Below are 12,943 nucleotides of genomic sequence, written 5' to 3'. Positions count from 1 at the left end.
CACCACGAAGTGCGCTCGGCAGGACTTGAACCTGCACGCCCGTTGGGCACCCGGGTTTGAGCCGGGCGCGTCTACCAAAGATTCCGCCACGAGCGCGGATGCCATCACTGTGTAGTTCTCAAAGTCCTGACACGGCACACTGATTCGCGCCGGGCCGCTGTGCACACCGGCCAACCGGGGTGCGCTGCTGGTAATCATGGTGCATCACACAACATGCGATGTCGAGCGGTTATTTCACCGGAATATGGTGGTGCGCAATGCATTTGGGTGCACCAAACGATAGGAATGTCAGGCGACGTTCCTAGCAGCGCAAACACCAAGGGTGAGATTTTTATGAGATTGTTCTTCTGGCCCTAGCTTCCGATCGGGGCGCACGCCCACTGATGGGGCGGAAGGCTGACGGAATAACCGGAAGCGACTGGGCTGGCTGAAGCCGCCGCGGCGCTCAGCTTGGATCATCCAGACCGCGACATTCCTGAGTTCCGCGCACGACAAAGCCGCCGAGGATGCCGTGTGCATCCCGGCGAGCCGGTCATAGTCGCGACGGAACATGGTCACGACATCAACGGTAGCAGCGTGGTTAGACATTCTCTAGGGATTTTTTGCCCACTGAAACGCCGCATTCAGCTCACGAACTGGCTAGATGCGTGGAATCCGCTTAGCCTAGGCGACCTAGGTGATCGCCGAGCGCGGCCCTAGACCACCGTGAGCGGCAGCGACTTCCGGTCCTCGAAGACCCAGGTCGCTCCACCGCTGAACTTGCACACCGCGACCTCGGGCAACTCCTTTGCGGCGGTGTCGGTTTCGATGACGCGTACGGTCCAGTCGGATTCGGTGCCGGTTACCTCGGCACGCAGGTGAGGATCTACCGCCTGAACGATGGCCTGAAGCGGAAGATCCGCGACGGGCGACACCAACGAGATCCAGGACCCGTCCTCGTAGGCCGGGGAGCGGCGCACGTGCACGAAGTCCGGGTCGACGTCCACGGACACGTAGGCCGCGGGGTTCAGCAGCGGATGTAGTTCCAAGACCCGCAGGGCCCCTCGCACGCCACCGGGAAGCTTGAGCGCCTTGTGGATTCGTTCGGCGGCGACCCCGGCGATCCCGATCAGCTGCTTGGTGCGGATCGACTGCTCCAGCGCCGCATCGCTGCCCGCGCGAGCCCGTACGGCCAGCGTGAACGACAGCACCAGCAGATGCATCTGAAGGCAGACTTCGTCGGCGATGCGCACCAGCGCCGAGTGCGAGAAGGCGCCGAAGTCGACGTCGGACAGCAGTGCGCCCGAATAGTCGGCCATGCCTTCGTCATTCGGGTCGATCGGGTCGAGTTCGGTGCTATGTGCACGACTAGCTCCGACGACGTCCATGGCCGGGATGAACGGCACCTCCGGGTACGACTCGTCGATGATCACCGTCCATCTGCAATGGGGGTGCTGATCGGACGGCACCCGGGGCGGGCGGTGGATGGGCCGCACCTGGGTTCTGCGGTTGGTGGCCAGTGCAGTGGCGTCGAACGTCGGGTCCTCGATGTCGTGGCACATGCCTTGGACGTAGTCCACGCCCATCGGCTCGACGTCCATCAGCGCGCCACAGTGGTTGAGGTAGAACTCGCCGTGCCAGCGGTCGTGCACGACGTACCGGAAGTCCATGAACTGCGGTGGGGCGCCGATGTCGAGCTGCAGCCCCTTGAAGATCGTGATGACGTCGACGCCTTCGTACTTCAGCGCCTTCTGCATCCGCTTGGTGTAGAGCGGGCTCGACGCGGCCCACTCCTCGATCGCAATCTGCAGCATCTCTTCGCGGCCGAACTCCGATATGCACCAGGCCATTCCGGACCGGTCGATGAGCTGGCCGATCAACAGCAGTTCGGGTACCAACGTGGCGAGCTCGTCGCGCGAGAGCGCGGCGTACCTACTTGTCATCGATCGAACCGGTCGCGTGCATGCGGACGGCGGCGTCGACGTTCGCCTTCTTGTCCTCGCCGCCACCCTTGGCCGCGGCCTTCTTCCGCTTGCCGACGACGCGTCCGACCACCCCGTTGAGTCCGGAACCCAACGGGAAGCCCACGTAGTGAGTCAAGAAGATCGCCATCTCCTTGAGCTCGTCCTCGGTGAGCTCGTCGTTGGCGAGTGCGGCATTCACCTGAACCTCGGTCAGGTCCTGCAACCCGAGCGCAGTCACCACGGCCAACGTCATGATCCGCTTGTCGCGCATCGAGAGGCCGGGGCGGGACCAGATCGTGCCAAACAGGTGATCCACCGTGAGGTCGAAGTACGCATCACCCTCGATGTTCGGCATCTCCCACGAATACACCTCGTTCATCTTGCCGAGGCCCTTCTTGCGCAGCTCGTCCATGGCTACCCCTTCGTCGTCGAAGTCGTATGCGGCACACCAAGTCCGGCCGCCAGGTCCCGCAACGCTATCTCCGCCAGCGGCAGTTCCACCCCGGCGGCCTCGCCGAGCGCGAGTGCCAACCCCAGGTCCTTCTCGGCGAGCCCGCGGGTGTGGACGAACATGTCGTGCACGAAGTGGTCGGGCTGCAGCGGTTTGGTGTCGTCGCGGACCATGATCGCGCCGGGGCCGCCACTCTGCGCGTCGCTGTGCCGCACCACCCGCCCCAGCTTCTGCAGGTCGATCCCGGACGCCTCCGCCAACTTCTGCGCCTCGCACGCGGCGGCGAAGCCAATGTAGGTCAACATGTTGCGGGCCAGCTTCATCCGGGTGCCCGCTCCCGGGTCGCCGGCGCGGACCACCATCGAGGCCCACTGCTTGAACACCGGCTTGACCACGTCGTAGGAATCGTCGTCCGCCCCCACCATGACGGCAAGCTCACCCTTGGCTGCGGCGCCGGCGCCACCGCTGACGGGAGCATCGACGATGTGAATACCCTTGGGCCGCAGCTGCTCAGCGAGTTCGCCTGCCGTACCGGGCTCGATCGTGGAGTGGATCGCGATGACGGTGCCCGGCTTGGCGTGCGCGGCGAGTTCGCCGACCACTTCACGCACCTGCGCGTCGGTGAGCACGGTGACGCTGATGACGTCGGCCTTGGCGACATCGGCCACGCTATCGGCGAGTGTCGCTCCAAGCTCGGCCAACGGGGTCATGGCCTCGGTGCGGACGTCGAAGACGACCAGACCGCCGGGCCAGTCCGCGAGCCGCTTGGCCATCGGCAAGCCCTGATTGCCCAGCCCGATGTACCCCAGCTTCGCGTCGCTCATGAGCGGAAGATCTGTCCGCCATCGACGTTGAAGATCTGACCGGTGATCCACCTGGCCTGATCCGACAACAGGAAGAGACACATTCCAACGAGATCCTCGGGTTCGCCCATCCGTGACAACGGAATCCCCTTGACGATGTCGGCGACCATCTCCTGGGGCGTGGTCGTCCGGTTGGCCTCGGTGTCGATGGGCCCCGGCGCGATCGCGTTGATGCGAATGTTCTGGCCGCCGAGTTCGGTGGCCAACTGCTGCGTCAGGCCGTTGATGCCGACCTTCGCGAGGCCATAGAAGTTGGAGTACAGCCATGCGGCAGTGGACGACTGGTTGACGATCGCGCCACCGCCCCGCTTGGCCATCTTGCGGTAGACGGCACGGGTGCACAGCAGCGCACCATCCATGTTCACGCTCATGAACTTCTTGTAGTAGTCCCAGTCGACGGAGACGAGGAAGTCCAGCTTCATGCCACCGAAGATCGCGGCGTTGTTCACCAGATAGTCGATGCCGCCGAACTCCGAAAGGGTCTGAGCAGCCATCTCCTTGGCGGAGTCGGGATCGCTCACGTCCACCCGCACTGCGAGCGCGTTGCCGCCCTCGCCCTTGATGCCGTCGGCCACCTTCTGGGCACCCTCGACGTTGATGTCAGCGACGACGACGGCCGCCCCCTCGCGCGCTAGCGCCTCGGCGTACACCTGGCCGATGCCACCACCGGCGCCGGTGACGATCGCCACCTTCTCCTTGAACTGATCCCCATAAAGTCCCACTGACGTCTCCTTAGTTCGCTGCCGTGGCAATCGCTTTGGTCTCGAGGTACTCCTCGAAGCCTGCGAGCCCCATCTCCCGGCCGATGCCGGATTGCTTGTAGCCACCGAACGGCATGTCCGACGAATACCAGACACCGCCATTCACGTTGACGGTGCCGACGCGCATGCGCGCCGCGATGCCTGCCGCACGCTCCTCGTCGGCCGAGAACACGGTGCCCGACAATCCATACGGCGAGTCGTTGGCGATGCGGACCGCGTCGTCGTCGCCGTCGTGGGCGATGACCGTCAGCACCGGACCGAAGATCTCCTCGCGTGCCACCTTCGCGTTGTTGTCGAGGCCGGCGATCACGGTGGGCTCGATGAAGAATCCCGTGTCGCGATCCGCGGGTCGCCCACCGCCGCAAGCGAACTTGCCCCCCTCGGCGATGGCCGAATCCAGGTAGCCCTGAATCCGGTCGCGCTGACGCTCCGAGATCACCGGCCCGCAGATGGTGCCCGCGTCGTTGGGGTCACCCGGCTTCAGCCCGGCCATGGTGCCCGCGGCCGCCTCGACGGCCTCGTCGTACCGTGCCCGGGGGACGACCAGCCGCGTGGTGATCGCGCAGCCCTGCCCCGCGTGCATGGACGCGGTGAACGCCGACATCGAGCATGCGCCAGCGAGATCGGCGTCGTCGAGCACCAGGAACGCCGACTTGCCGCCGAGTTCGAGGAACACCTTCTTCAGCGTCGCCGCACCGTCGGCCATCACGGCCCGCCCGGTGTTGGTCGATCCGGTGAACGACACCATGTCGACCCGCGCGTCCTTGGACAGCAGCGCGCCGACGGCGTGGTCGTTGGACGTGATGATGTTGACGACGCCCGCGGGGATGTCGGTGTGCTCGAGGATCAGTTCACCGAGTACCGCTGCGGCCCAAGGGGTGTCGGGTGCCGGCTTGAGCACGATGGTGTTGCCCGCGGCCAGTGCAGGCGCGAGCTTGGCGAGGTTGATCTGGTGCGGGAAGTTCCATGGCGTGATGGCGCCGACGACGCCGATCGCCTCGCGCGCGACGGTGCGATGGGTCTTGATGCCCATTGGCGACGCGATGCCGAAGTCGGTGGTCCACGCGTACGACTCCGCGGTGTCGGCGCAGAAGCTCAGATCCTCGACCGGGCCCTCGAGTTGCGCCATCGACGTCAGCATCCGCGGGGCGCCCACCTCCGAAATGGTCAATTCCCGCAGCTCTTCGACGTGGTCGCGCATCGCTTGTTGCAGCTGTCGGATGCACCGCACCCGCAGCTCCACGTTGGTCGCCCAGTCGGTTTCGTCGAACGCCCTGCGCGCCGCACCGATCGCGGCGTCCATGTCGTCGGCCGTGGCGTCGGCCGCGACTCCCAACGTCTCCTCGGTGGCCGGGTTGACCGTCGGGAACGTGCCCCCACTTCCGGCCACCAGCTTCCCGTCGATGAGCAGTCGACTCTCGCGATCGCCCAGTAGCGCCATTCGAACTCCTGTGTCCTAAATGCCGGTGTCACCACCTGGACAGCTGTCCGGCTGTGTTCAGTCGAACATAGCCTCAGACGAGTGCGCGTTGCAAGGGTGCGGCGCGAAGGCGCACACGTCACCCGACACATAACCCTTCTGTAGTGCCAATTCGCGGTGCACGCTTGCCTAGAGGCCGCACCGTCGGATAACTTGGACAGGTGTCCAGCGATGCAGTAGTGGCCGTCACGGCAGTGTCTGGGGCGGACGCCGACGAAACGCCGCGCAATCGGCGCCAAGAGGAGACCTTCCGCAAGGTTCTCGCAGCGGGCGTCGAGATGTTGCGCGAATCGTCGTACGCGGACCTCACCGTGCGCGCCGTCGCCGCCCGCGCCAAGGTCGCCCCTGCCACCGCATACACGTACTTCTCGTCCAAGAACCACCTGATCGCAGAGGTCTACTTCGACCTCATCAGCCAGGTGCCGTACTTCACCGACGTCAATGAACCCATGCCGGTCCGCGTCGAGCAGGCACTGCGCAGCATGGCCCTGACGGTCGCCGACGAACCCGAGGTGGCCGCAGCCTGCACGACGGCGTTGCTCACCGGCACCGATCCCCCGGTGCGCAAGGTGCGCGACCGCATCGGTGCCGAGATACACCGACGCATCCGGTCGGCCGTCGGACCCGACGCTGACTCGCGCGTAGTCGCGGCGCTGGAGATGACGTTCTTCGGCGCGCTGGTCAATGCGGGCAGCGGCGCCTTCACCTACCACCAGATCGCCGACCGGCTGTCATACGTCGTCGGCCTCATCCTCGGAGAAGAACCGTGACCGTGTCTGACGTCCTGCTCGACCCTTACGACTATGACTTCCACGAAGATCCGTACCCGTACTACAAGAGACTGCGCGACGAAGCCCCGCTGTACCACAACGAGGACCTCGGCTTCTGGGCGCTGTCACGGCACAGCGACGTCCTGGCGGGCTTCCGCAATAGCACGACGCTCTCCAACCGGGAGGGTGTCTCGCTCGACCCGATCTCGCGCGGACCGCACGCATCGAAGACCATGTCCTTCCTCGCGATGGACGATCCCGATCACCTGCGATTGCGCACACTGGTGTCCAAGGGGTTCACTCCGCGCCGGATCCGCGAATTGGAGCCCCGTGTCACCGAACTCGCGGTCAAGCACCTCGACGCGATGATGGAGCGGGCGGAGTCGGGCACCGTTGACTACGTGACCGAGTTCGCGGGCAAACTGCCAATGGACGTCATCTCCGAACTCATGGGCGTGCCAGAGGAGGACCGGGACCGCATCCGGGCCATGGCCGACGGCGTGATGCACCGCGAGGACGGCGTCAACGACGTGCCCGCCGAGGCGATCGAAGCCTCGCTCAACCTGATCGTCTACTACCAGGAGATGGTCGCCGAGCGGCGCAAGAAGCCCGCCGACGACCTCACGACGGCGCTGCTGGAAGCCGAGATCGACGGCGACCGGCTCACCGACGAAGAAGTGCTCGGCTTCATGTTCCTGATGGTGATCGCCGGCAACGAGACCACCACCAAACTGCTTGCCAACGCGGCATTCTGGGGCCACAAGAACCCCGATCAGCTGGCCCCGGTCTACGACGACGAGTCGAGGATTCCGCTGTGGGTCGAGGAGACCCTGCGCTACGACACGTCCAGCCAGATCCTGGCTCGGATGGTCTCCGGCGAGCTCAACCTCTACGACACCACCATCCCGGACGGCGACGTGCTGCTGCTGCTTCCCGGCTCGGCGCACCGCGACGAGCGCGCGTTCGAGAACCCGGACGACTTCATCATCGGTCGTGAAATCGGCGCCAAACTCCAGAGTTTCGGCAGTGGCGCGCACTTCTGCCTCGGCGCCCACCTCGCCCGCATGGAGGCCCGAGTGGCCCTCGCCGAACTGTTCAAACGCATCCGCCACTACGACGTTGACGAGGCCAACTCCGTCCGCGTCCACTCGAGCAACGTCCGCGGCTTCGCCCACCTGCCCATCACCGTGAAGGCCCGATAGATGCCCCGTTTCGCCCCGCTCCCCGACCGCCGACCGGCCATCGTCGCCGGCGCCTCGTCCGGTATCGGAGAGGCCACCGCCATCGAGCTCGCCGCCCGCGGCTTCCCCGTCGCACTCGGCGCCCGCCGCGTGGAGAAGCTCGACGACCTCGTCGGAAAGATCAACGCCGACGGCGGTGAGGCCGTCGGATTCCACCTCGACGTTACTGACCCGAACTCGGTGAAGTCCTTTGTCTCGCAATCGGTCGAGGCACTCGGCGAGATCGAGGTATTGGTCGCCGGCGCCGGGGACACCTATTTCGGCAAGCTGGCCGAGATCACCACCGACGAGTTCGAGTCGCAGCTACAGATCCACCTCGTCGGCGCCTATCGACTGGCCGGCGCGGTGCTTCCCGGGATGCTCGAGCGTCAGCGCGGCGACTTGATCTTCGTCGGCTCCGACGTCGCGCTGAGGCAGCGCCCACACATGGGGGCCTACGGTGCGGCGAAGGCGGCGCTGGTCGCGATGGTCACCAATTTCCAGATGGAACTGGAGGGCACCGGAGTTCGTGCGTCGATCGTGCACCCCGGCCCGACGAAGACCAGCATGGGCTGGAGCCTGCCCGCCGAGAAGATCGGCCCCGCGCTCGAGGACTGGGCCAAGTGGGGCCAGGCGCGCCACGACTACTTCCTGCGCGCCGCCGATCTGGCCAGGGCCATCACGTTCGTCGCCGAGACGCCCCGCGGCGGGTTCATCGCGAACATGGAACTTCAGCCGGAGGCGCCGCTGGCGAGCGCACCCGCAGAGCGTCAACAACTCAAGGTCGACGAAAAGGCACTGGACTCATGACAACAGCAATCGTTCCCCGCGTCTCCGGTGGTGAAGAGGAGCACGGGCACCTCGAGGAGTTCCGCACCGACCCAATCGGTTTGATGAACCGCATCCGCGAAGAGTGCGGTGACGTCGGATGGTTCCAACTGGTCGACAAGCACGTCATCTTCCTGTCCGGCGCGGAGGCCAACGAGTTCTTCTTCCGGTCCTCCGACGAGGATCTCGACCAGGCCGAGGCGTACCCGTTCATGACGCCGATCTTCGGCGAGGGTGTGGTGTTCGACGCCAGCCCCGAGCGGCGCGCCGAGATGCTGCACAACTCGGCACTGCGCGGGGAGCAGATGAAGGGCCACGCGGCGACCATCGAGGGCGAAGTCAAGAAGATCACCGCCGACTGGGGCGATGAAGGCGAGATCGAACTGCTCGACTTCTTTTCCGAGTTGACCATCTACACCTCCACGGCCTGCCTGATCGGACTGAAGTTCCGCGAGCAATTGGACGCCCGGTTCGCGCACTACTACCACGAACTGGAGCGCGGCACCGATCCGCTGTGCTACGTCGATCCCTACCTCCCGATCGAGAGCTTCAAGCGGCGCGACGAGGCGCGCGTGAAACTCGTTGCGCTGGTGCAGGAAATCATGGATGACCGCATCGCCAACCCGCCCAAGGACAAGGAAGACCGCGACCTGCTCGATATCCTCGTGTCGGTCAAGGACGAGGACGGCAACCCCCGCTTCTCGGCCCACGAGGTCACGGGCATGTTCATCTCGCTGATGTTCGCCGGCCACCACACCAGTTCGGGCACGTCGTCGTGGACGCTGATCGAACTGCTGCGCAACCCCGACGTCTACGCCGACATCGTGTCCGAGCTCGAGGAGCTGTACGCGGACGGCCAGGAGGTGAGCTTCCACGCGTTGCGCCAGATTCCGTTGCTCGACAACGTCGTCAAGGAGACGCTTCGCCTGCATCCACCGCTCATCATCCTGATGCGGGTCGCCAAGGGCGAGTTCGAGGTGCAGGGCTTCCCGATTCGCGACGGAGACTTCGTCGCCACGTCCCCGGCCATCTCCAACCGGATCCCCGAGCACTTCCCGGACCCCGACGCATTCAACCCGGATCGCTACAACAAGCCCGAGCAGGCCGACGTCGCCAACCGGTGGACGTGGATTCCGTTCGGCGCGGGGCGGCACCGCTGCGTCGGCGCCGCGTTCGCGACGATGCAGATCAAGGCGATCTTCTCGGTTCTGTTGCGCGAGTATGAGTTCGAGATGGCGCAACCCGCCGAGACCTACCGCAACGACCACTCCAAGATGGTGGTGCAGCTGGATCGTCCCGCCAAGGTCCGTTACCGCAAGCGCACCGGATAGGACCCCGGAATGGCCACTCCGTCCTTCCGGGTCGACGTCGACCTGGATCTGTGCCAGGGCCACGCCATGTGCGAGTTGGAGGCTCCTGACTACTTCAAGGTGCCCAAACGGGGCAAGGTCGAGATCCTCGACGCCGAACCGCCGGACGACGCCCGCGACGAGATCGAGCGAGCGGTCGACATGTGTCCTACCCAAGCCCTTTTCATCAAAAAGATAGAACCAGAGGAGTAGACAATGGCGTCGTTCGAACGTGCACAACTGGAGGACTGGGTGCAGCGGTGGCTTCAGGTCAACCGCGACGCCGAAGCGGCTGGCGACTGGAAGCCGTTGGCGGACTTCTACTCCGAGGACGCCACCTACGGCTGGAACATCGGGCCCAAGGAGGACGTGATGTGCATCGGTATCGGCGAGATCCGTGACATTGCACTGGGTCTCGAGATGGCGGGCCTCGAAGGCTGGAAGTACCCGTACCAGAAGGTCATCATTGACGACAAGCAAGGCGAGATCGTCGGCTTCTGGAAGCAGGTCGTCACCGACCCCGACGACCCGTCCGCAGAAGAGCGCGAGATCTACGGCATCGGCGGCAGCTGGTTCCGGCTCAACGCGGACGGGAAGGTCGAGTGGCAGCGCGACTTCTTCGACTTCGGCCACGTCCAGAAGCTCTACCTCGACCTGATGACCAACGGAAAGCTGTCCAAGGGCATGCAGGAGCGTATCGAGCGCAGCCTCGCTGGCGAGAAACTCCCGGGGTACTACCCACTCGGAACGGCACCCGTCCCGATCTGGTGACTCCCGGCCAAGCGGTTGCTTGGGGGTGGGTGTGACGCACCTAACTAATGGCTCTAGTCTGGGCTCACTGGCTCTAGCGGAAGGCACGTACGGATGAAGACAAAGGGTGCGCTCATCTGGGAGTTCAACCAGCCGTGGTCGATCGAGGAGATCGAGATCGGCGATCCCGTCAAGGACGAAGTCAAAATCCAGATGGAAGCGTCGGGCATGTGCCACTCCGACCATCATCTTGTAACAGGTGACATTCCGATGGCCGGCTTCCCGGTGCTCGGTGGTCACGAGGGCGCTGGCATCGTCACCGAGGTCGGCCCCGGCGTCGAGAACGTCGAGGTTGGCGACCACGTCGTGCTGTCGTTCATTCCGTCGTGCGGTGAGTGTCCGTCGTGTCAGGCCGGCCTGCGCAACCTCTGCGACCTGGGTGCCGGGCTGCTCGGAGGCCTGGCGGTCTCCGATGGCACCAACCGCATCCACGCCAAGGGCCAGCCCGTCTTCCCGATGACGCTGCTCGGCACCTTCAGCCCGTACATGGTGGTGCACAAGAGCTCGGTCGTGAAGATCGATCCGTCGATCCCGTTCGAGGTGGCCTGCCTGGTCGGCTGCGGCGTGACCACCGGCTATGGCTCCGCCGTGAAGGCCGGCGACATCCGCCCGGGCGACGACGTCCTCGTGATCGGGGTCGGCGGGGTCGGCATGTCGGCCGTCCAAGGCGCGGTCAATGCCGGAGCCCGGAACCTCTTCGTCATCGAGCCGGTGGAGTGGAAGCGCGACGCAGCCCTGAAGTTCGGTGCCACACACGCCTATCCGGACACCGACGCTGCCTTCGCGGGTATCGCCGAGGCCACTCACGGGCTGATGGCCAAACAGGTCATCGTCACCGTCGGTGAACTGCACGGCAAGGACGTCGACACCTACGTCAACCTCACCTCCAAGGGCGGCACCACCGTCCTGACCGCCATTGGCAGCCTGCTCGACAACAACGTGTCGTTGAATCTGGCCATGCTGACACTGATGCAGAAGCGCTTGCAGGGCACCATCTTCGGCGGCGGCAACCCGCACTTCGACATCCCGCAGCTGCTGTCGATGTACAAGGCGGGCAAGCTCAACCTCGACGACATGATCACCCGGCAGTACAAGCTGGAGCAGATCAACGACGGCTACACCGACATGCTCGAGGGGCGCAACATCCGCGGCGTCATCCGCTACACCGACGCCGACCGGTAGGTAGTCGGTCATGTCACAGGAGACCGTCGAGCAGACCCCGGTCGTCGCCGCTTCACAGTCGTCGTGGCGATGCGTTCAGTCGGGCGACCGAGCGGGTTGGTTGGCGCTGATGGCCGATGACGTGCTGGTCGAGGATCCGATCGGCGAGTCCGTCACGAACCCCGACGGAACCGGCGTCCGCGGCAAGGACGCCCTCGCCGCGTTCTACGACGCGAACATCGGCCCGAACACGCTGACCGTGACGTGCGAGGAGACGTTCCCGTCGAGTTCTCCGACGGAGATCGCCTACATCCTGGTGTTGCGCACGGTATTTCCGAACGGCTTCACCGCGACCGTGCGTGGCGTGTTCACCTACCGAGTCAATGACGAGGGCCTGATCACGAACCTGCGTGGCTTCTGGAACATGGACGCCATGGAGTTCGGTCAGGAAGAGCAGAACTGACCGGCGCGGTCGTCGTCGGCGGCTCCCGCGGCGTCGGCTTGGCAGTCGCCGAACTCCTTGCCGGGCAAGGGTTCGGAGTCGTGGTCAATGGACGTGACGCCGATGCCGTCGACAACGCCGTCGACGGCATCGGTGGTCGCACCGTGGGTCACGCGGGCTCCCCTGCTGATCCAGAAGTTGCCGACGCACTCATCGAAAGGTGCGTCGATGAGTTCGGCGGAATCGGCGCGCTGATCAACTGCGCGGGCACCCCAGAGCCGGCGGGCTCGTCGATCCTGAGCGTGACGTCCACCCAGTTCCGCGAACTCCTTGACGCGCACCTGAATACGACGTTCGAGACCTGCCGCGCAGCAGCCCCGCGGATGGTCGCGCAGGGCGGCGGTGCGATCGTCAACACGAGCTCGTTCGCGTTCCTAGGCGACTACGGCGGCACGGGCTACCCGGCGGGCAAGGGCGGGGTCAACGGGCTCACGCTCGCGATCGCCGCCGAACTCCGCGAGCACGGGGTGCGCGCCAATGTGGTGTGCCCGGGGGCCAAGACGCGGATATCCAGCGGCCCCGACTACGAGGCACAGATCGCGGACCTGCGCCGCCGCGGCCTGCTCGACGACGTCAGCGCCCAGGGTGCGCTCGATGCCCCGCCTCCCGAGTACGTCGCGCCGACGTATGCATATCTGGTCAGCGACCGAGCCAAGGACGTGACCGGCCAGATCTTCATCGCTGCAGGCGGTTTCGTGGGGCGGTTCGACCGGCCGACGCCCAGCATCATCGCCTATCGCGATCATCACGACGCGCCACCATGGTCACTCGACGAGCTTCACGGCTTCATCCACAGGCGCTGACG

General features: G+C 65.2%; 14 protein-coding genes and 1 tRNA gene. 9 read left to right on the top strand and 6 right to left on the bottom strand.

Features of this window, described 5'->3' with window-relative positions; all coding sequences use genetic code 11:
* Nucleotides 1-10: 10 nt before the first annotated feature.
* The 6 genes from SLQ33_RS17205 to SLQ33_RS17180 all read right to left on the bottom strand — a co-directional run bounded on the left by SLQ33_RS17205 (nt 11) and on the right by SLQ33_RS17180 (nt 5,459).
* A tRNA-Leu gene (locus SLQ33_RS17205) sits at nt 11-96 on the bottom strand.
* A gap of 599 nt (nt 97-695) precedes the next feature.
* A complete protein-coding gene (locus SLQ33_RS17200) occupies nt 696-1,922 on the bottom strand; it encodes a hypothetical protein (protein WP_319455066.1) in 1,227 nt (408 codons plus the stop codon).
* On the bottom strand, nt 1,912-2,355 hold the full coding sequence (locus tag SLQ33_RS17195; protein WP_319455065.1) for a carboxymuconolactone decarboxylase family protein: 444 nt from the start codon (nt 2,353-2,355) through the stop codon (nt 1,912-1,914). Before SLQ33_RS17195 ends, SLQ33_RS17200 begins: the two co-directional genes overlap by 11 nt.
* 2 nt (nt 2,356-2,357) lie before the next feature.
* On the bottom strand, nt 2,358-3,218 hold the full coding sequence (locus SLQ33_RS17190) for an NAD(P)-dependent oxidoreductase (protein WP_319455064.1): 861 nt from the start codon (nt 3,216-3,218) through the stop codon (nt 2,358-2,360).
* On the bottom strand, nt 3,215-3,979 hold the full coding sequence (locus tag SLQ33_RS17185) for an SDR family oxidoreductase (RefSeq protein ID WP_319455063.1): 765 nt from the start codon (nt 3,977-3,979) through the stop codon (nt 3,215-3,217). The genes SLQ33_RS17190 and SLQ33_RS17185 overlap by 4 nt, the downstream gene beginning before the upstream one ends.
* A gap of 10 nt (nt 3,980-3,989) precedes the next feature.
* Nucleotides 3,990-5,459 (bottom strand): aldehyde dehydrogenase, encoded by a 1,470-nt coding sequence (locus tag SLQ33_RS17180; RefSeq protein WP_319455062.1) that lies wholly within the window; start codon nt 5,457-5,459, stop codon nt 3,990-3,992.
* 200 nt (nt 5,460-5,659) lie between these two features.
* Between SLQ33_RS17180 and SLQ33_RS17175 the strand changes: the two genes are divergently transcribed.
* The 9 genes from SLQ33_RS17175 to SLQ33_RS17135 all read left to right on the top strand — a co-directional run bounded on the left by SLQ33_RS17175 (nt 5,660) and on the right by SLQ33_RS17135 (nt 12,941).
* Entirely contained in the window at nt 5,660-6,268 is a 609-nt protein-coding gene (locus tag SLQ33_RS17175) for a TetR/AcrR family transcriptional regulator (protein WP_319455061.1), read from the top strand.
* Nucleotides 6,265-7,470, top strand: coding sequence for a cytochrome P450 (locus tag SLQ33_RS17170; RefSeq protein ID WP_319455060.1), 1,206 nt, complete (start codon nt 6,265-6,267; stop codon nt 7,468-7,470). The genes SLQ33_RS17175 and SLQ33_RS17170 overlap by 4 nt, the downstream gene beginning before the upstream one ends.
* On the top strand, nt 7,471-8,298 hold the full coding sequence (locus tag SLQ33_RS17165; protein ID WP_319455059.1) for an SDR family oxidoreductase: 828 nt from the start codon (nt 7,471-7,473) through the stop codon (nt 8,296-8,298).
* Nucleotides 8,295-9,647 carry a cytochrome P450 gene (locus SLQ33_RS17160; RefSeq protein WP_319455058.1) on the top strand — a complete coding sequence of 451 codons (1,353 nt, stop codon included), beginning with the start codon at nt 8,295-8,297 and terminating at the stop codon, nt 9,645-9,647. The genes SLQ33_RS17165 and SLQ33_RS17160 overlap by 4 nt, the downstream gene beginning before the upstream one ends.
* Nucleotides 9,648-9,656: 9 nt before the next feature.
* Nucleotides 9,657-9,878 carry a ferredoxin gene (locus SLQ33_RS17155; RefSeq protein ID WP_319455057.1) on the top strand — a complete coding sequence of 74 codons (222 nt, stop codon included), beginning with the start codon at nt 9,657-9,659 and terminating at the stop codon, nt 9,876-9,878.
* A gap of 3 nt (nt 9,879-9,881) precedes the next feature.
* The gene (locus SLQ33_RS17150) at nt 9,882-10,436 is read left to right on the top strand and encodes a nuclear transport factor 2 family protein (RefSeq protein ID WP_319455056.1); all 555 of its coding nucleotides are present in this window, start codon (nt 9,882-9,884) and stop codon (nt 10,434-10,436) included.
* 93 nt (nt 10,437-10,529) lie between these two features.
* The gene (locus SLQ33_RS17145; RefSeq protein ID WP_319455055.1) at nt 10,530-11,657 is read left to right on the top strand and encodes an NDMA-dependent alcohol dehydrogenase; all 1,128 of its coding nucleotides are present in this window, start codon (nt 10,530-10,532) and stop codon (nt 11,655-11,657) included.
* 10 nt (nt 11,658-11,667) lie between these two features.
* Nucleotides 11,668-12,099, top strand: coding sequence for a nuclear transport factor 2 family protein (locus SLQ33_RS17140; protein WP_319455054.1), 432 nt, complete (start codon nt 11,668-11,670; stop codon nt 12,097-12,099).
* A complete protein-coding gene (locus tag SLQ33_RS17135) occupies nt 12,096-12,941 on the top strand; it encodes an SDR family oxidoreductase (RefSeq protein ID WP_319455177.1) in 846 nt (281 codons plus the stop codon). The genes SLQ33_RS17140 and SLQ33_RS17135 overlap by 4 nt, the downstream gene beginning before the upstream one ends.
* The last annotated feature ends 2 nt before the right edge of the window (nt 12,942-12,943 follow it).

The sequence above is a fragment of the Mycobacterium sp. RTGN6 genome (assembly GCF_033804605.1).
Lineage (GTDB): Bacteria > Actinomycetota > Actinomycetes > Mycobacteriales > Mycobacteriaceae > Mycobacterium.
The sequence above is the reverse complement of the archived record's forward strand: the minus strand, read 5'-3'. Positions and strand labels throughout refer to the sequence as shown.